The organism is Ancylobacter koreensis, from assembly GCF_023016525.1.
Taxonomy (GTDB): Bacteria; Pseudomonadota; Alphaproteobacteria; order Rhizobiales; family Xanthobacteraceae; genus Ancylobacter; species Ancylobacter koreensis.
Map to the genome: position 1 here is coordinate 194,997 of NZ_JALKCG010000001.1, position 18,782 is coordinate 213,778.

The 18,782-nt window shown below is 69.4% G+C and carries 16 protein-coding genes; 8 read left to right on the top strand and 8 right to left on the bottom strand.

What is annotated here, in order from left to right; genetic code table 11:
• The first annotated feature begins 304 nt into the window (after positions 1–304).
• From MWN33_RS00900 to aguA, 4 genes are all read left to right on the top strand, one after another.
• Positions 305–1,153 carry a DUF1223 domain-containing protein gene (locus MWN33_RS00900; protein ID WP_247198197.1) on the top strand — a complete coding sequence of 283 codons (849 nt, stop codon included), beginning with the start codon at positions 305–307 and terminating at the stop codon, positions 1,151–1,153.
• 392 nt (positions 1,154–1,545) lie between these two features.
• Positions 1,546–1,887, top strand: a complete 342-nt coding sequence (locus MWN33_RS00905) for a DUF2794 domain-containing protein (RefSeq protein ID WP_247198198.1) — start codon at positions 1,546–1,548, stop codon at positions 1,885–1,887.
• A 35-nt stretch (positions 1,888–1,922) separates the two neighbouring features.
• Positions 1,923–2,813, top strand: coding sequence for an N-carbamoylputrescine amidase (gene aguB, locus MWN33_RS00910; protein WP_247198199.1), 891 nt, complete (start codon positions 1,923–1,925; stop codon positions 2,811–2,813).
• Positions 2,814–2,826: 13 nt separating this feature from the next.
• On the top strand, positions 2,827–3,918 hold the full coding sequence (gene aguA, locus MWN33_RS00915; protein ID WP_247198200.1) for an agmatine deiminase: 1,092 nt from the start codon (positions 2,827–2,829) through the stop codon (positions 3,916–3,918).
• Positions 3,919–4,067: 149 nt separating this feature from the next.
• Here aguA and MWN33_RS00920 read toward each other — a convergent pair whose 3' ends face one another.
• From MWN33_RS00920 to MWN33_RS00955, 8 genes are all read right to left on the bottom strand, one after another.
• Positions 4,068–5,096 (bottom strand): SDR family oxidoreductase, encoded by a 1,029-nt coding sequence (locus tag MWN33_RS00920; RefSeq protein WP_247198201.1) that lies wholly within the window; start codon positions 5,094–5,096, stop codon positions 4,068–4,070.
• Positions 5,097–5,126: 30 nt separating this feature from the next.
• Entirely contained in the window at positions 5,127–5,777 is a 651-nt protein-coding gene (gene larB, locus MWN33_RS00925; RefSeq protein WP_247198202.1) for a nickel pincer cofactor biosynthesis protein LarB, read from the bottom strand.
• Between the two features lie 4 nt (positions 5,778–5,781).
• The gene (larE, locus tag MWN33_RS00930; RefSeq protein WP_247198203.1) at positions 5,782–6,591 is read right to left on the bottom strand and encodes an ATP-dependent sacrificial sulfur transferase LarE; all 810 of its coding nucleotides are present in this window, start codon (positions 6,589–6,591) and stop codon (positions 5,782–5,784) included.
• Positions 6,584–7,906: a nickel pincer cofactor biosynthesis protein LarC gene (larC, locus tag MWN33_RS00935; protein ID WP_247198204.1), complete on the bottom strand. Its 1,323-nt coding sequence runs from the start codon at positions 7,904–7,906 to the stop codon at positions 6,584–6,586. The genes larE and larC overlap by 8 nt, the downstream gene beginning before the upstream one ends.
• Before the next feature lie 26 nt (positions 7,907–7,932).
• On the bottom strand, positions 7,933–9,240 hold the full coding sequence (locus MWN33_RS00940) for a nickel-dependent lactate racemase family protein (protein ID WP_247198205.1): 1,308 nt from the start codon (positions 9,238–9,240) through the stop codon (positions 7,933–7,935).
• 409 nt (positions 9,241–9,649) lie between these two features.
• Positions 9,650–10,711, bottom strand: coding sequence for a selenide, water dikinase SelD (gene selD, locus MWN33_RS00945; RefSeq protein ID WP_247198206.1), 1,062 nt, complete (start codon positions 10,709–10,711; stop codon positions 9,650–9,652).
• A 120-nt stretch (positions 10,712–10,831) separates the two neighbouring features.
• Positions 10,832–11,977, bottom strand: a complete 1,146-nt coding sequence (locus MWN33_RS00950; RefSeq protein ID WP_247198207.1) for a transglutaminase-like domain-containing protein — start codon at positions 11,975–11,977, stop codon at positions 10,832–10,834.
• Positions 11,978–12,005: 28 nt separating this feature from the next.
• Complete coding sequence (locus MWN33_RS00955) at positions 12,006–12,509, bottom strand: TlpA family protein disulfide reductase (RefSeq protein WP_247198208.1); 504 nt, start codon at positions 12,507–12,509, stop codon at positions 12,006–12,008.
• Between the two features lie 337 nt (positions 12,510–12,846).
• On the opposite strand from MWN33_RS00955, the gene fdnG reads away from it, so the two are divergent.
• The 4 genes from fdnG to fdhE all read left to right on the top strand — a co-directional run bounded on the left by fdnG (position 12,847) and on the right by fdhE (position 18,774).
• The gene (gene fdnG, locus MWN33_RS00960; RefSeq protein ID WP_247198209.1) at positions 12,847–15,933 is read left to right on the top strand and encodes a formate dehydrogenase-N subunit alpha; all 3,087 of its coding nucleotides are present in this window, start codon (positions 12,847–12,849) and stop codon (positions 15,931–15,933) included.
• A 14-nt stretch (positions 15,934–15,947) separates the two neighbouring features.
• A complete protein-coding gene (fdxH, locus tag MWN33_RS00965) occupies positions 15,948–16,934 on the top strand; it encodes a formate dehydrogenase subunit beta (protein WP_281493552.1) in 987 nt (328 codons plus the stop codon).
• 38 nt (positions 16,935–16,972) lie between these two features.
• Positions 16,973–17,677: a formate dehydrogenase subunit gamma gene (locus MWN33_RS00970; RefSeq protein ID WP_247199748.1), complete on the top strand. Its 705-nt coding sequence runs from the start codon at positions 16,973–16,975 to the stop codon at positions 17,675–17,677.
• Positions 17,678–17,862: 185 nt separating this feature from the next.
• The gene (fdhE, locus tag MWN33_RS00975) at positions 17,863–18,774 is read left to right on the top strand and encodes a formate dehydrogenase accessory protein FdhE (protein ID WP_247198210.1); all 912 of its coding nucleotides are present in this window, start codon (positions 17,863–17,865) and stop codon (positions 18,772–18,774) included.
• The last annotated feature ends 8 nt before the right edge of the window (positions 18,775–18,782 follow it).

An 18,782-nucleotide genomic window follows, 5' to 3' on the forward strand; every position in this document is an offset into this window, starting at 1 on the left:
TCGCTCCCCGCGCCGGCCTTTTCCTTTGGCGGTGCACCGCCCGTCCCGTTGCCCTGCGCCATTGCCCTTCCGGCTGCCGCTGCGGCATAGCGGCGACACCTTCCCGGCCTCGGCGGGGCGACACCCGAATGTGACTGGTCGGACCGCGCGCGCCGTCCTATTGGCTAGGTCGGATCCGGCCGGGACATCCCCCGGCGGGGTCCGTCCCTGGGCTCAGCGACGAAGCCGCCGCCGCGCGCACGCGGGGCGTCCGGCCGGCCGCTCTCCGTGCCCGCGAGCCCGCGACAAGGACGACACGCCGGACATGTCCGTTTACGCCGCCTCCGCCCGCCGCCCCGAAAGCCGCTTCGCTGGCCACATCGCTGGCCGTCTGCCCGGCTCCGCGCCGGCGGCTCTGGCGCGCTGCCTCGGAATGCTGGCGCTGGTGCTGGTGCTGCCGGTGGCGGCGCAGGCGGGCTCCCCCGCCGGGGACGACGCGGCCAAGCCCGTCGCCGCCGTGACCGCGCCGAAGGCGATGATCGAACTCTTCACCAGCCAGGGCTGCTCCTCCTGCCCGCCGGCGGACAAGCTGATGAGCGAACTGGCCGAGCGGCCGGACGTCATCGCCCTGACGCTCGCGGTCGACTACTGGGATTATCTCGGCTGGAAGGACACGCTGGCCAAGCACGGCCATTCGCTGCGCCAGAAGGCCTATGCCCGCATGCGGGGCGACGGCAAGATGTTCACGCCGCAGGCGGTGGTGAACGGGCGCGTCATGGCCATCGGCTCGGACCGCGCGATGCTGGAGCGCACCGTCGCCTCCATCTCCCGCCCGGCCGTGCCCGTGAGCGTGATGGCCGAGGGCGACCGCGTGCGCGTGAAGGTCGGCCCGGCGGGCGGCGCGGATTCCGGCGAGGTCTGGCTGTGCCCGGTCGCCTCGCGCATGAAGGTCGACATCGGCCGCGGCGAGAACGAGGGCACCAGCATGACCTACCACAATGTGGTGCGCGGCTGGGTGAAGCTCGGGGACTGGACCGGCGACGAGGCGCGCTTCGAGGCGACGCTGCGCCGCCTGCCCGGCGACCCGACCGATTCCGTCGTCGTCTTCGTCCAGTCCGGCTCCTCTACCGAGCCCGGCCCCATCCTCGGCGCCGCGCTCGAACCGCTGCCCTGAGCACACCCGATTCCCGTCGCGCTGGACAGAAAAAAGGCCCGGCGGTTAAGCCGGGCCTCAAGAGCAATTCGGGGATTGAACCTAGAACGTAACGTCAGGCCGGTCCACGAGCGCCGCGGGGGGCTGGGGGGCTGGGAAACCGATGCGCCACGTGCACCGGCCCAACGCTATGGTGAGACATTGGAAGCCAGCCACGGCATCGCAACGGCCGAATTCGGGCGGCCGTGTGAAATCCGTTAACGAGGCCGTGAACGGCGCGTGGCCGGGCACATCGGAGCCCGGTCATGCGAAAGGCGCTTGAAGGCGCCGGCCGCGAGGTGGATCATGACAGGCGAGTGACGCGTTCCGGACGGCGGGCCCCGCCGCCGCGCCGGACCAGCCGGAGGAGCCGCGTGGCGGAAACCGATCCCATAGCCTTGCCGGTCGGCACCAAGGTCGACCTTGTGACTTTCGACCGGCGCGAGCTCGACCTCATCCTCGACATTTACGGGCGCATGGTGGCGCTCGGCGAGTGGCGCGACTACGCCATCGACTTCTCCCGCGACAAGGCGGTGTTCTCCATCTTCCGCCGCGCCGCCGAGGTGCCGATCTACCGTATCGAGAAGGACCCGCGCCTCGCCCGCCGGCAGGGCGCCTACACGGTGGTGTCGCAGACCGGCCTCATCCTCAAGCGCGGCCACGAGCTTCGCCGCGTCGTCGCGGTGCTCGAAAAGCCGCTGCGCGCGGTCAACTGACGCCGCTGATCCCACCGAACCGACCGGAGAACATGATGCGCAGCCTGACCGTCGCCGCCACCCAGATGCGCTGCGACTGGGACATAGAGGCCAATATCGCCCGCGCGGAGGCGCTGGTGCGCGAGGCCGCCGGACGCGGCGCCAGGCTCATCCTGCTGCAGGAGCTGTTCGAGACCCCCTATTTCTGCCAGGACCAGCTCTACGAGTTCCTCGACCTCGCCGCCCCCTTCGAGGGCAACAGGCTGGTCGCCCATTTCGCGAAACTCGCGAAGGAGCTCGGCGTCGTGCTGCCGGTCTCCTTCTTCGAGCGCGCCGGGCAGGCGACCTTCAATTCCATCGCGGTGGTGGACGCGGACGGCTCGGTGCTCGGGCTCTACCGCAAGAGCCACATTCCCGACGGGCCGGGCTACACCGAGAAATTCTATTTCTCGCCCGGCGACACCGGCTTTCGCGTGTGGGATACGGCGGTCGGGCGCATCGGGGTCGGCATCTGCTGGGACCAGTGGTTTCCCGAATGCGCGCGCGCCATGGCGCTGCTCGGCGCCGAGGTGCTGCTCTATCCCACCGCCATCGGCTCCGAGCCGCACGATTCCGGCCTCGATTCCTCCGGTCACTGGCAGCGCGTGATGCAGGGCCATGCGGGCGCCAACCTCACCCCGCTGATCGCCTCCAACCGCATCGGCACCGAGCCGGGGCGCAACGGGACGCAGATCACCTTCTACGGCTCCTCCTTCATCGCCGGCCCCACCGGCGAGAAGGTCGCCGAGGCGGGCCGCACAGATGAGACCGTGCTCACCGCCACCTTCGACCTCGACGGCATCGCCCGCCAGCGCCAGAGCTGGGGTGTGTTCCGCGACCGGCGGCCGGAGCTCTATGCCCCGCTGCTGTCGCTCGACGGGCGCGCACCCACCCGCCGGATCGGATGAGGCTCGGATATCGATGAGCGAGACACTGACCACCCTGCCCGCCGCCGACGGCTTCCGCATGCCCGCCGAATGGGAGCCGCATGCCGGCACCTGGATGATCTGGCCCGAGCGACCGGACAATTGGCGCGAGGGCGCCGGCCCGGCGCAGGAGGCCTTTGTCGGCGTCGCCAGCGCCATCGCCCGCTTCGAGCCCGTCACCATGCTCGCCAGCGCGCGGCAATGGCGCCACGCCCGCGCCGCGCTGCCGCCTTCCATACGCGTGGTGGAAGCGGCCTCCGACGATTCCTGGTGCCGCGACAGCGGCACGACCTTCCTCACCGACGCGGCCAGCCGGCTGCGCGGCGTCGACTGGGGTTTCAACGCCTGGGGCGGGCTCTACGCGCCCTGCGACCAGGACGAGATGATTGCCGCCAAGATGCTGGAGATCGAGCGCGCCCCGCGCTATGCCGCCCCGCTGATTCTCGAAGGCGGCTCGATCCATGTCGACGGCGAGGGCACGGTGCTGACCACCGAGGAATGCCTGCTCAATCCCAACCGCAACCCGGACCTTTCCCGCGAGGAGATCGAGCAGCACCTGAAGGACTATCTCGGCGTCTCCCGGGTGCTGTGGCTCGGCGCCGGCCTCGTCAATGACGAGACCTCCGGCCATATCGACAACCTCGCCTGCTTCGTGCGCCCCGGCGTGGTCGCGCTGACCTGGTGCGAGGACCCGCTGGACCCGCAATACGCCATCTCGCGCGACGCCTATGAGCGCCTGTCGACGATGACCGATGCGCGCGGGCGCACCATCGAAATCGTCAAGCTGCCGCTGCCCGGCCCGCTCTACCGCGCCGCCGGGGAGGTGATCGACCTCGGCCCGCATGAGGGCTCGATGTCGCGTGGCCTTGGCGAGCGGCTCGGCGCCTCCTATGCCAATTTCTACATCGGCAACGGGCTCATACTGATGCCGCTGCTCGACCCCGCGCATGACGAGGCGGCGCGCAACATCCTCGCCGGCCTGTTCCCCGACCGAGAGGTGGTGGGCGTGCCGACGCACGAGATCATCCTCGGCGGCGGCAACATCCACTGCATCACCCAGCAGCAGCCTCTGGGCACGCCGGGCTGAGGCGGCGGCTTCCCTCCCACCGTCATCCCGGACGGCCTGCAGGGCCGATCCGGGATCGCGGGCAGGCTGGCGAGCGATCCCGGCTCTCGCTACGCTCGGCCGGGATGACGGCGAACGGGGTAGCGACGGGAAACGAGGGACCGCGCAAGTTACCCCTTTACCAGCTCCAGCCGGATCAGGCTCTCGCCGGTGGCGGCGATGGCCTCGTCCGCCGGGCGCGGGGTCCAGCCGAGGAGGCGCCGCGCCTTGTCGCTGCTAGCGTTGCGCACGATGCCGAGCTGCGGCAGCGCCGCCCGCGCCATCGGCACGAAGGGCGCGGCGAGCCGTACCATGAGGTCGGGCATCTCGAAGCGCGGCACGCGCCGCGCCGCCGGGCCGAGACGCGCCCGCAGCGTGCGCGCCACCTCGATCAGCGGGACGCAGTCCCCTGCCGTGGCGAGAAAGCGCTCGTCGGCCGCCTGCGGCGCGGTCATGGCGCGCAGATGCAGCTCGGCGACGTCGCGCACGTCCACCACGCCGAAATAGATGCGCGGGCAGGCCGGGATCGCCCCTTCCAGCATCGCCTTGACGAGCCGGGTGGAGGTTGACAGGTCCGGCCCCGCCACCGGCCCGAACACGCCGACGGGGTTCACCGCGACCAGCTCCATCCCGCCGCCCTCGCGGGCGACGAACTCCCACGCCGCCCGCTCGGCCAGCGTCTTGGAGACCATGTAGGGCTGCGCGTCGGCGCCTTCCGGATCGGTCCAGTCGCTCTCGTCGAAGCGCGGCTTGGGCGTCGCGTGGCCATAGCCGACGGCGGCGAAGGAGGATGTGACGACGACGCGCTGCACGCCGGCATCGCGCGCCGCCCGCAGCACGCGCACCGTGCCCTCCCGCGCCGGGCGGATCAGTTCGTCGGCATCCGCCGGCACGCCGGCGGGAAAGGGCGAGGCGACATGCATCGCATAGTCCACGCCGGCCGCCGCCGCGTCCCAGCCGGCATCGTCGAGCAGATCGGCGACGGCCACCGTGAGCCTCCCGCCCGCCTGTACACCGAGCGAGCCGAGTGCCGCCCGCAGCTCACCCTCGCGCGCCGGATTGCGCAGGCTCGCGCGCACCTCGTGCCCCTCGGCGAGCAGCCGGGAGATGAGGTGGGTGGCGATGAAGCCGGTTCCGCCGGTGACGAGCACACGTGCCATTGGGCCTCCTGCCATTGGGCCTCCTGCCGTTCAGCCGCGCGGGATGCCCAGCATCTTGATCGCGGCGCAGGCGGCGCCGAAACCATTGTCGATGTTCACCGTGACGACGCCCGGCGCGCAGCTCGCCAGCGCGGAATGGAGCGCCGCGCGCCCGCCCTCGGCGACGCCGTAGCCGACCGAGCTCGGCACCGCGATCACCGGCGCGCTCACCAGCCCACCCAGCACGGAGAACAGCGCGCCCTCCATGCCGGCGACCGCGATCACCACCCGGCAGGCGCAGATTTCCTCGATGCGCGCCATCAGCCGCCACAGCCCGGCCACCCCGACATCGGCGATCAGCAGCGCCTCATGGCCGGAAAAGGCGAGCGTGCGCGCCGCCTCGCGCGCCACCGGGAGGTCGGAGGTGCCGGCCGCCACGATGGCGACGGCGCCCGCTTCGGTCGGCACATCCCCGCCGAGCACGGCGCTGCGCGAGAGCGGGTCGTAGTCAAGGCTGTACCGCGTTTCCCCGTCCAGGGCGGCGAAGGCCTCCGGCTCCAGCCGGGTCAGCAGCAGGCGCGTGCCGCGCGCGCGCGCCTCACCGACGATGAATCCGATCTGCGCCGCGCTCTTGGCAGCGCACAGCACCGCCTCGGGCACGCCGGTGCGGGCGGCGCGCTGCCAGTCGAACTCGAACTCCATAGGCTCAGCTCCTGACGAACATCGCGCCGCGCCGATAGGCCCGCGTGCCGGCGAAGCTTCGCGCCTCCCCGGCGCACAGCTCCGTCATCAGCGCAGCGACGCCCGGCGCCTCGCCCATCAGGGCCTCGTCCAACTCGACGACGACGCCCTCACGGGTGATCCGGCAGCGCAGCGTGCCGCCGCCCAGCAGCGCAGCGAGGCGGCGCTCGGCGGTCTCGACGAAGGCGAGGTCTGCGGCGTCGATGGCGATGCCGGTCTCGACCCGGCTGGCAAGGCAGGGCTGCGCCGGCAGTTCGGCGATGTCCGGCAGGCCCAGCGCGCGGGCCAGCGCCCGCACATCGGCCTTGGTCATCCCCGCCTCGATCATCGGATGCACGACGCGGCGCTCGGCGGCGGCGGTGAGGCCGGGCCGGTAGTCGCCGAGATCGTCGAGATTGGCGCCGGAGGCGATGGGCCGCGCGGTCAGGCCGGCGATGCGGTCATAGAGATTGGTCTTGCAGAAATAGCAGCGGTCCACCGGGTTGTCGCGGTAGCGAGGATCGTCGAATTCGCCGGTGCCGGTGACGACGAGATCCCAGCCTTCCGCTGCCGCGAGGGCCCGCACCCGTGCGGTCGCCTCGGCCGGCACGGCGGGCGAGACGGCATGGATGACGGTGAGCGGAACCCCGTGACGATGTGCGAAGGTGGCCAGCGTGAGCGAATCGACGCCGCCACTCACCGCCACCGCGAGCGCCTCGAAACGGGCGAGCACCCGCGCCAGCGCCGCGCCCTCGGGCAGCGCATCCGGCAGCCGAGGCAGGACGGCCTCACGCATCGCGATCCTCCGCTGCCTGCCCCGACGGTGCTTCGGCGCGAACCTTGGCGGCGCGGCGCGCGGCCAGCGTGGCGCCGGTCAGCGCGTCGCTCTCCGCCTTCGCCGTCGCCCCGCCGGGCCGCGCCACACGCTTTACGTCGACGCCGGCGATCTCCCCGGCCGCGCGCGCCAGCGTCAGCCGGCGCTCCTCGGTGAGCCTGAGCCCGATGGTCGATGTCTGCTCGAAACAGGCGCGGGCCACCGCGTCGGCCGCATCGGGCCGGGCCAGCAGGCGGAAGGCGGTCGCCGGGCGCCCCTTCTTGCCCTGAAGCTGGCCGAGGCTCACGTCGAGCACCCCCGGCGCGGCGCGCAGCCGCTCAGCGGCGGTGCCGATCTCCTCGCCGGTCATGTCGTCGACCTCGAAGGCGATCACCGCCACCGTGTCGCGGTCATAGCTATCATCAGGCGACGCCTCTTCGAAGACGAGCGCGCGCAGCACGTTCGGCATGCCGCGCAGGCTTCGTGTGCCCGCCCCAGTGCCGCTGGCCATGAGCCGCCCGCCGGCGGGACGGCCGGGCCGCGCCAGATGCCGGAGGATCGCCGCGCCGGTCGGGGTCACGCGCTCGCCGGCCACGCCGTCGTCGCGCCAGTCGAAGCCCTCCAGCAGGGCGGCGGTGGCCGGCGCCGGCACCGGGAGCATGCCGTGCTGCGTCCTCACCAGCCCGCCGCCGAGCGGCAGCGGGGAGACGGTCCATTCCGCCCCGTCGAGCGCGGCGGCGAGGCTGCCGGCCGCCACCACGTCGAGCAGCGAATCCCAGTCGGCGATCTCGTGGAAATGCACGTCCTCGATGGCGACTCGATGGATCGCCGCCTCGGCGCGGGCGAGCAGGGCGAGGATCGCCGCCGCGTGCGCCGCCGTGCCCGGATGCAGCGCGGCGTTCGCGATGCGCGCGCGCATGTCGGGATAGGTGCCGGCATGGGCCGGCAACTCATTTGCCGGCTTCGCAACGGGCGCGACCGCCGCCTCGCCATGATCGTGAAGATGGCCATGGTCGTGGTCGTGAGCGTCCCCACGTGTCGGGGCATGATCCTGCGTGCGGGCATGGCCGCGAGCATGGGTGCGCCCCGCTCCGGCGCCCGCCTGCAGGCCGAAGCGCAGCGCCCGCACCGCGCCGCTTTCGCCCTCGGTGAGCACGGCGACGCCGACGCCCGCCGGCAGCACCGCGCGGGCATCGTCCATCACCCGCGCATGCAGCTCGGGAAACGCGTCGAGCAGCGCGGCGACGAACATGTCGCCGGCCACGCCGCCCACGGCGTCGAGATGAATGCGCTTCACGCCGACGGGATTCGTACCGCCGGCCGTCACGCCGCCGCCTGCCGCTCCCGGCAGACCGGGATCACATAGGGCCCCTCCGGCACGATGGCGAGCGAGTCGTCGCCCGAGCGCGCCAGGCTCTGCGCGATCGCCTCGTTGATGTCGGGCACGATCTCCACCCCCGTGACGCGGCGCTCCTCGTCGGTCAGCCCCGTCGTGTAGAGCTGGATGCGCCCCACCCGCATGGGCTTGAGCTGCATCTCGGTCTGCCACTCGTCGACATCGGCCAGCGTCTTGGCGGTCAGCGTGGCGAGGAAGCGCTCCGGCCCGAGCTCGACGAGGCGGGCCTGCGCCGCGCGGAACTCCTCGCTGCCGAAGCCTTCCGAGCATTCGGAGGCGATGATCAGCGTGCCGCCCGGGGCGAGGATGTCGAGCGGCGTCACCATGCCCTTGACGGTCTGGTAGTAGGTCTTGTCGAGCGGATAGCCGGCCGAGGACGTCACCACCGTGTGGAAGCGGCGCGGCACCTCGATGACGGTGGCGTCCTCGACATAGTCGACCGCCGCCAGATGGCTGGCGATGATCTCCCCGAACGACACGAAGACGAGGTCGCGCGCCTCGTCCAGCACGGTGTTGAGCGCATAGATCTCGCCGACCTTGCGCACGATTTCCAGCTGCTCCTCATGCAGCGGGTTGCCGACGAGGTTGCACTGCACCGCCAGCGGGTCTTCCATGAAGCGGGCGGAATGGAAGGTGCGGATGGTCTGGTGCCCGGCGACGCCCGGCGCCACCACCTTGCGCCCGCCCGACCAGCCGGCCATGAAATGCGGCTCCACCAGCCCGGTGGCGATGCGCAGATCCGCCTCGGCGAAGCGGCGGTCGATGAAGACCGGCGTGCCGCGCGTCGGCGTCGGCCCGAGATCGACATGGGCGGCCTCGTCGCGGGCGAAGTGGTTGACGACGCTCACCCTCTCCAGCACCCACGGATCGCCGATCAGCTCGGCCAGCTCCTCGCCCTCGTTGGGGCGGTGCAGGCCGGTCGCCACCAGCACGGTGATGGCATCGGCCGGAATGCCGCCGGCCAGCATCGCCTCGATCATCGGGCGCAGGAAAAGCCGGTTCGGCACCGGGCGAGTGATGTCGCAGACGAGGATGCAGGCGCTCTTTCGCCCCTTCACCAGCTCGGCCAGCGGCGCCGAATTCACGGGATGCGCGAAGGCGTGGCGGATCGCGGCGGCGTTGTCCGGCAGCTTCGGCAGATCGGCCTTGCGCAGCACGGTGGGGCGCGCCCGCGCCGGCAGGCTGAGCGGCAGCGTGCCGCGACCGAAGGCGAGTTCAAGAGCCGTGTCGTGCATGGTCGATCCTTAACGTTCGTCGCGGCGGTAAGCTCGCCTTCCCGTCCGGTTCAAAGATTATGATATCCCGCTGGAGGGCGGTCATAAACCGGCAAGGTGGCGAGGAGAAGCCGCGTTTATCGCTCGATGGACTTCATCCTGAGAGCCGAGACCCGTAGTCCCGAGCCGTAGAGCAAAATGCCCAAGAGTCTTGTGCTGGGTCCCGGCTCTGCGTTTCGCCTGCGGCGTCACTTTGTCGGGACACATAGCTGCTTGTTCCCCGGACAAGCTGCACGAAGTGCAGCGCTGATCCGGGGTCCAGCGCACGACTCTTCAGCAATTTACTCCCCGACTCGGCCAGTATGGGCCAAACTCTGAGGTGCTCGGCCAATGGCCGAGCCTCAGGATGAGCACGCATTGCGGAGTGGTCTCAAACCACCGCCACCGCCGGCTCGCCTTCCGCCGCCCGGCCGATGATCGCCGCGCGCGGATAGCCCGCCGCCTGCACCTGCTGGAGAACGCGCTCCGCCGCCTCCGGCGCCACCGCCACCAGCAGCCCGCCGGAGGTCTGCGGGTCGGTGAGCAGGTGGCGGCGCCACTCGGGCAGGCCGTCGGGCAGGCGCACCGCCTCGCCATAGCTCGCCCAGTTGCGGTGCGAGGCGCCGGTGACATGGCCGGACTGCACGAGCGCCGCCGCCTCGCCGAGCAGCGGCAGCGCGTCCGCCTCCAGCGTGAGCGCGAGACCGGAGCCCCGCGCCACCTCCAGCGCGTGGCCGAGAATGCCGAAGCCGGTCACGTCGGTCACCGCATGCACCGCCGCGTCCTTGCCGAGCTCGGCACCGATGCGGTTGAGCGTCGTCATCGAGCCGATCATCTCGGCATAGGCGGCATCGGCCAGCACGCCCTTCTTGAAGGCGGCGGAATAGACGCCGACGCCGAGCCCCTTGGTGAGGATCAGCACGTCGCCGGCATGGGCCGTGCTGTTCTTGCGGATCGTCTCCGGCCGCGCCGTGCCGATCACCGCGAGGCCGTAGATCGGCTCGGGCGCGTCGATGGAATGGCCGCCCGCCACCGGGATGCCCGCTTCCGTGGCGATGGAGACGCCGCCCTTGAGGATCTCGCGCACCATCGCCGGCTCCAGCTTGCCGAGCGGCATGCCGAGAATGGCGAGCGCCAGTAGCGGCTTGCCGCCCATGGCGTAGACGTCAGAGATGGCGTTGGTGGCGGCGATGCGGCCGAACTCGAAGGGATCGTCCACCATCGGCATGAAGAAGTCGGTGGTGGCGATCAGGCAGGTCTCGTCGTCGAGCTGCCAGACCGCCGCGTCGTCGCCGGTCTCGGTGCCGACCAGCAGCCGCTCGAAGGGCGAGCCCGGCGGCTGCTCGGCCAGCAGCTCGCGCAGCACCGAGGGCGCCAGCTTGCAGCCGCAGCCGCCGCCATGGGCGAGGCTGGTGAGGCGGAACGGAGCGGCGGCGTTCGGGGTGTCGAGCATGGTGCGAACCTCTGTCGGACGTCATCCCGGACGGCCGCGAGGCCGATCCGGGATCGCGTAGTGGCAGGAGAACGATCCCGGCTCTCGCAGCGCGCGGCCGGGATGACGATCAGGGGTGGATCACGCCGAGACTTCGCTCGCCTTGATCACGTAGGTGAACGCGTCGGGGTCGAGACAGTCATGGCGCAGGCTTGCCACCTCGGCCTGCGGGTACATCAGGAAGCCGAGCTTCGGCCCGTTCGAGCCCGGCAGGGCGATGTCGTGGCCGTCATTATAGGCGAGCCAGTTGCCTTCCCAGGAGCCGAACAGCGCCTTGCGGGCGGCCAGAACCTTGGCGTCGTCCATGGCGTTCTTGCCCGGCGGCTCCTCCAGCACGACCTTGCGCACGTCGGCCGGGTCGGTGGCCACCCAGCCGAAGCCGTCGAGCCACACCTCGGCGCGGCAGTGCTGCGCCTTGGAGATGGTCGGCGAATTGGCGCCGAGGCTCTTGTAGCCGAAGGCCGAGGGCGCGACGCGGATGCCGTAAATGTCGCGCGCGGGAATGCCGGCGGCGCGCACCAGCCCGACATAGAGCGCGTTCAGATCGGCGCATTTGCCGCCGAGATTGCCGCTCGCCAGCAGCGAGGCGACGTCGCCCGTGCCGCAGCCGCGCGTGGCGGCGTTGCGATAGGTGTTCTCGACCACCCACTCATAGATCGCGCGGGCCTTCTCGACGTCGCTGGTCTTGCCGGCGGTGATCTTGTCGGACGTTGCCTTCACGATGCCGTCGGTGGGAATGAGGTCGGTCGCCCCGGTGAACAGCTTGCGCTCGTCGGCCGAGAGCGCGGCGACGTTGCCCGGCTTGGCGAAGTCGGTCGCCCGGTCGCGGGTCGAGAAGCGCGAGGTGATCTCGACCGTGGGCTTCTCTTCGCCCTCGGCCCAGGTCAGGTGCAGCATCTGCGCGCCGTAATGCGGGTCCTTCTCGACCCGGGCGCTGGCGGCATTGGTCTTCCACGTGCTCTCGCCGGGCTTGAACCAGTCGGCGGCGGTGTAGGAGGGCAGCGGCACCCAGGCTTGGGCGGGGCCGTTCTTGCCGTCCACGGGCGCGACGTTCAGCGTCGTCACCACCTCGAAGTCGCGCCACTTGCCCGGAATGGGCGCGAACACGGCGGCAGCGGCGGGCGCCGCCGCCTGCGCGAAGGCGGACCCCGAAGCGAGGGTTGCGGGAACGGCGGTTGCGGCGGCGAGCGCGGCACCGGCCTTGAGGAAGTCGCGGCGGCTGGTCATGACAGGAGCTCCCGAAGCGTTGACTTGTTCATTCGTTGAGAGGCGGCAGCGTGCCGGCGTCGGCGGGGGCCGCCGGGTCGGAAAGGGCGTCGATCAGGCGGTCGGCGGCCGGGTCGTCCCAGTCGACCGGACCGGAGGCGTAAAGGCGCAGCGTGCCGGCCGCGTCGAGCACGAAGCTCGACGGCAGGGCGACGACCTTCCACGCCTTCATGGCGGCGCGGTCCTCGTCGAGCAGCACGGGGAAGGGCACGGAGTTGGCGTCGAAGAAGCGGCGCACCCGCAATTCGACTTCGCCGACATCGACAGCGAGGAGCGCCAAGGGCCGGTCCTTGCGGCGCGCCGCGAGCCGCGAGAGCCCGGCCAACTCCTCGCGGCAGGGCTCACACCAGGTCGCAAAGAAGTGAACGAGCACGGGTCGCCCGTGCAGCGCAGCAAGCGTCTGCCGCTCACCCGCGAGCGTCCGCAGCTCGTGAGGAGGCGGCGCCTGCCCATAGGCCAGTGGTGCGGCGGGCGGCACATCCGCAGCCGCCATGGGTACGCCGCCCAGCATCACTGACGCAAGGGAAGCCGCGACGAACAGAGAGAATGGCTTGATCTCGCCCCGGCACGCGGGAGCAATGCGAAGGATCACGACGCGGATGCTGCGACGAGACCGCGAAATCGTCAATCGGCCGATAGGAGAAGGCGATGCTTATTGCGGCGCAGCATTTCCGGAACGCACGGCCACCTCGGAATGCGTTGGTATTCCACGACTTTTCGAGGCTTCTTCAACTTTCGTTCGTTTGACATTGGACTAGCTAAAAAATAGCCTTGCGATTGGGAAAGCCTATCGGTCGACGGGCTTTGTGAGGTAACTCGGGAGGGCCTCGATGAATATGGAGCTCTCGCGCCGTACGTTTCTGAAAACGTCGGGTGCGGGGATCGCGGGCACGACGCTCGGTGCCTTCGGCTTCAGCGAAGCGGAGGCCGCCGTGGCCTCCGCCGTGAAGCCGTTCCACCTGGCGAACACGGCCGAAACGCGAAACACCTGCACCTACTGCTCCGTCGCCTGCGGCATCATCATCTATTCGAAGGGCGACCTCCGGAAGGGCGAGAAGGCCGACATCGTCCATATCGAGGGCGATTCGGACCATCCGACCAACCGCGGCACGCTCTGCCCCAAGGGCGCGGCGCTGCGCGACATCGTGAAGTCGGAAACGCGCCTCACCCAGCCGATGATCCGCAAGCCCGGCTCCGACCGCTTCGAGCCGATTTCCTGGGACGCCGCGCTCGACAAGATCGCCCGCGCGATGAAGGACGATCGCGACGCGAACTTCATCGCCACCAACAAGGACGGCGTGACGGTCAACCGCTGGCTCACCACCGGCTTCCTGGCGGCCTCGGCCACCACCAACGAGACGGCGTTCGCCACCTACAAGGTGGTGCGCTCGACCGGCATTCTGGCGTTCGACAACCAGGCACGCGTCTGACACGGCCCGACGGTGGCGAGTCTCGCCCCAACATTTGGCCGTGGCGCTATGACGAACGCCTGGACGGACATCAAGAACACCGACCTCGTCGTCATCATGGGCGGCAATGCCGCCGAAGCTCATCCGTGCGGATTCAAGTGGGTCACTGAGGCGAAAGCCAACCGTGGCGCCAAGCTGATCGTCATCGACCCGCGCTACACGCGCTCGGCGTCGGTCGCGGACTATTACGCGCCGATCCGGCAGGGCACCGACATCGCCTTCCTGATGGGCCTCATCAACTGGTGCATGCAGAACGACAAGGTGCAGTGGGCCTATACCAAGGCCTTCACCAACGCGTCCTATGTCGTGAAGGAAGGCTTCACCTATCAGGACGGCCTGTTCGCCGGCTATGACGAGGCCAAGCGCGACTATAATCGCGATACGTGGGAATACGAGATCGGCCCCGACGGCTATGCGGTGGTCGACGACACGCTGACCCATCCGCGCTGCGTGTGGAACCTGCTGAAGGCCCACGTCGCCACCTACACGCCGGAAATGGTCGAGCGCATCTGCGGCACGCCGAAGGACAAGTTCCTGAAGATCGCGCAGATGATCGGCGAGTGCTCCTCGCCGACCAAGACCATGACGAGCATGTACGCGCTCGGCTGGACCCAGCACTCCAAGGGCGCGCAGAACATCCGCGGCATGGCGATGCTGCAGCTCATCCTCGGCAATATCGGGGTGCGCGGCGGCGGCATGAACGCGCTGCGCGGCCATTCCAACATCCAGGGGCTGACCGATCTCGGGCTGATGAGCAACCTCATCCCCGGCTATCTCAACATCCCCACGGAAAAGGAAACCGACCTCACGGCCTACATGTCGACGCGCGCCTTCAAGCCGCTGCGGCCGAACCAGATGAGCTACTGGCAGAACTACCGGAAGTTCTTCGTCAGCTTCATGAAGTCCATGTACGGACCGGCAGCCACCGCCGAGAACGACTGGGGCTACCAGTACCTGCCCAAACTCGACGTGCCGAACTACGACATCCTGCGGGCCTTCGAGCTCATGAAGCAGGGCAAGATGAACCTCTATTTCTGCCAGGGGTTCAATCCGCTGCAGGCCTTCCCCAACAAGGCGAAGCTGGCCGAGGCGCTGGCCAAGCTGAAGCTGCTGGTCGTCATGGACCCGCTCCAGACCGAGACGGCGCGGTTCTGGGAAGATCACGGCATCTACAACAAGACCGACCCGGCCAGCATCAAGACCGAGGTGCTCCAGCTCCCCACCACCTGCTTCGCGGAGGACGAGGGTTCGCTGGTCAATTCCGGCCGCTGGCTGCAATGGCACTGGCCCGGCGGCTCGCCTCCCGGCGAGGCGCGCACCGACACCTTCATCATGGCGCAGATCCACCTGCGGCTGAAGGAGCTCTACCGCAAGGAGGGCGGAGCCTTCCCCGACCCGATCCTCAACCTCAACTGGACCTACAAGAACCCGGAGGAACCGACCCCGGAGGAACTGGCGAAGGAGATGAACGGGTCGGCGCTCGTCGACGTGTTCGATCCTGCCGACCCGACGAAGAAAGTGCTGGAGGCCGGCAAGCAACTGTCCGGCTTCGGCCAGTACCGCGACGACGGCACCACCGCCGGCGGCTGCTGGATCTTCTCCGGCTGCTGGACCGAGGCCGGCAACATGATGGCGCGGCGGGACAATTCCGATCCGGGCGATGCGGGCACCTTCCTCAAATGGTCCTTCGCCTGGCCGGCCAACCGCCGCATCCTCTACAACCGCGCCTCCTGCGACCTTGAGGGCAAGCCGTGGGATCCCTCGCGCAAGCTCATCGAGTGGGACGGCGCCAAGTGGAGCGGCTACGACGTGCCGGACATCGCGCCGACCGCCAAGCCGGCCGATGTGGGCCCCTTCATCATGAACCCGGAGGGCGTCTCGCGCCTCTTCGTGCGCAAGATGATGCGGGACGGGCCGTTCCCTGTGCATTACGAGCCGTTCGAGAGCCCCGTGGCCAACGTCATCGCCCCCAAGATCGTGGGCAATCCGGTGGCTCGCGTGTTCAAGGACGACTGGGAACAGTTCGCCAAGCCCGGCTCGCCCGAATTCCCCTATGCGGCGACCACCTACCGGCTCACCGAGCATTTCCACTACTGGACCAAGAACAACCATGTGAACGCGGTCCTGCAGCCGGAAGCCTTCGTCGAGATCTCCGAGGAACTGGCGAAGGAGAAGGGCATCGCGCTCGGCGGCTGGGTGCGGGTGTGGTCGAAGCGCGGCGAAATCCTCGCCAAGGCGGTCGTCACCAAGCGCATCAAGCCGATGACCATCGACGGCAAGACGGTCCACGTGGTCGGCGTGCCGATCCACTGGGGCTTCGTCGGCGCGGCCCGCAAGGGCTTCGGCGCCAATAACCTCACCCCCTTCGTGGGCGACGCGAACATCGAGACGCCGGAATTCAAGGCGTTCCAGGTGAACATCGAAGCGTCCACCGGGCCGGTGGCATAAAGGGAGGCGGAGCGATGTTTCCTGCGATTGCGAACCCGTCCGTCTCTCCCGACGCCGACAAGCCGCGCTTCGGTGAGAAGGACATCATGAGGCGCTCCGCCTCCGAGGTCACGCCGCCCGCTACGCGGCTGACCGAGGTGGCCAAGCTGATCGACGTCACCAAGTGCATCGGCTGCAAGGCCTGCCAGGCGGCGTGCCTCGAGTGGAACAACCTCACCGAGGAGATCGGCTTCAACCACGGGGTCTACACCAACCCCATGGACCTGACGCCCGACACCTTCACGCTGATGCGCTTCACCGAATGGGTGAACCCCGAGACCGAGAATCTCGAATGGCTCATCCGCAAGGACGGCTGCATGCACTGCGAGGATCCGGGCTGCCTGAAGGCCTGTCCCTCGCCGGGCGCCATCGTGCAGTACTCGAACGGCATCGTCGATTTCCAGCACGAGAACTGCATCGGCTGCGGCTACTGCATCAAGGGCTGCCCCTTCAACATCCCGCGCATCTCGAAGGTCGACCACACGGCCTACAAGTGCACGCTCTGCTCGGACCGCGTGGCGGTGGGCCAGGGCCCGGCCTGCCAGAAGGCCTGCCCGACCCAGGCCATCGTCTTCGGCACCAAGCAGGAGATGAAGGACTGGGCGGAGTTCCGCATCACCGACCTCAAGTCGCGCGGCTTCGACAAGGCCGGCCTCTATGATCCGCAAGGCGTGGGCGGCACCCATGTGATGTATGTGCTGCACCACGCCGACACGCCGTCCATCTATGCCGGCCTGCCGGACAATCCCCGCATCTCGCCGATCGTCGAGACCTGGAAGGGCGTGACCAAATATGTCGGCCTCGCCGTGATGGGCTTCGCCGCCGCGGCGGGCTTCCTCCACTACGTCGTCGCCGGCCCCAACAAGGTGGGCGAGGAGGATGAGGAGAACGCGGAGAAGCTGGTCGAGGGCAAGGCGCCCCCGCCGCCGGCCGATCCGACCCAGCCGGAAGGGAGGGTGTGATGAGCGCCATCGACCCCCACGCGCACGGGCATGCTCACATGCCCGACCATGCTCACCTGCCCGACGATGTCGAGCCGGGCGATGGCGTGCGCCCCGGCCACCCGGTGCAGGTGTCGCGCTACACGCTCGCCGCCCGCATCAACCACTGGATCACCGCCATCAGCCTCGTGCTGCTGGCGCTGTCCGGCATGGCGCTGTTCACGCCGAAGCTGTTCTTCCTCACCGGCCTGTTCGGCGGCGGGCAGTGGACGCGCGCCATCCATCCGTGGATCGGCGTGGTGCTGTTCTTCTCCTTCTTCATTCTGTTCGTGCGCTTCTGGCGCGCCAACCTGCCCGCCCGCGAGGACGGCACGTGGCTGGCGCGCATCAGCGACGTGCTGGGCGGGCACGAGGAGAGGCTGCCGGAGATCGGCAAGTACAATGCCGGCCAGAAATTCGTCTTCTGGTCGATGTCGGGCCTGATCATCGTGCTGATCGGCAGCGGCATCGTGATGTGGGACCAGTATTTCTACCCCTTCACCACCATCGAGCAGAAGCGCATCGCCATCCTCGTCCATGCGGTGGCGGCGGTGTGCATCATCTGCGTGTGGATCATCCACGTCTACGCGGCGATCTGGGTGAAGGGCACGTTCAGCGCCATGACGCGGGGCGAGGTGACGGGCGGCTGGGCTTGGCGCCACCACCGCAAATGGCTGCGCGAGCTCGTCGGCAAGCCGAAGGAACCGCGCGCACCGGCCGAGTGAGGCGCGAGCCATCATCCCGGAAAGGCCGCAGGCCGATCCGGGATGACGCGCCTCGGGATGACGATGCGGTGAAGGCGTGCCCCGGCGCGCCGCGCCGCCCCATATGACAGGGGCCTGCCCGGTCGCCGCGGCCGGGCCGGAAACCCTGCGCAGACCACGTGGCCCGTGCGGTTCGTGAGGAACGAATGTCGGTCGATATCAAACCCGATCCTTCGATGATCGGCGCGGTCTCCGCCCCGCCCTTCGCGGTCATGCCCGATCCCGCGACGCTGTTCGCCGCGCGCGCGAAGCGGCTGCGGATCTATGCGGCGGTCAGCCCGCTCAAGCCCTATCTCGATTTCGTCGCCGGCCTCGTCGAGGCGCAGCACGCCATCGTGCCCGCCCTTCCGCCGGTCGAGGCGCCGGATATCGAGGCAATGGAGCGCGCGAGCGGATTCGAGATGCCCCCGCTCGACCGCGCCCGCACCACGCTCGACGACACGCTGGAGACGACGCTCGACGCGCTGTTCGACGCCGCCTCGCGCATCGAGATGCCCGAGGAGGCGGCGCAGGCGCTCACCCGCGTGCGCCGGGCCGACGGCGCCGAGCGGGCCCGGATGGTGCGCGACGTGCTCGCCCACGACATGCCCGTCGAAACGCTGGCCGAGCATGTCTATGTCGCGGCCGCGCTGCAGGTGCACTTCGCCCGCCTCGCCGCCGCGCTCGACGCAAAACGTCTCGTGCCGGTAGGCGACGGCGTGTGTCCGGCCTGCGGCGGCCCGCCCGTCGCCTCGCTGATCGTCGAATGGCCGAACGCGCACGGCAACCGTTTCTGCGCCTGCTCGCTGTGCTCCACCCTGTGGAACTATGTGCGCATACGCTGCTGCTCCTGCGGCACCACCAAGGGCATCGGCTATCAGGAGATCGAGGGCAGTCCCGGCACCATCAAGGCCGAGACCTGCGACGAATGCCGCACCTATGTGAAGGTGATGTACCAGAACAAGGACGTCGCCATCGAGCCGGTGGCCGACGACATCGGCACGCTCGGCCTCGATCTGATGATGCGCGAGGGCCCCTATCGCCGCGCCGCCTTCAACCCCTTCCTGCTCGGCTATTAGGGGACGGC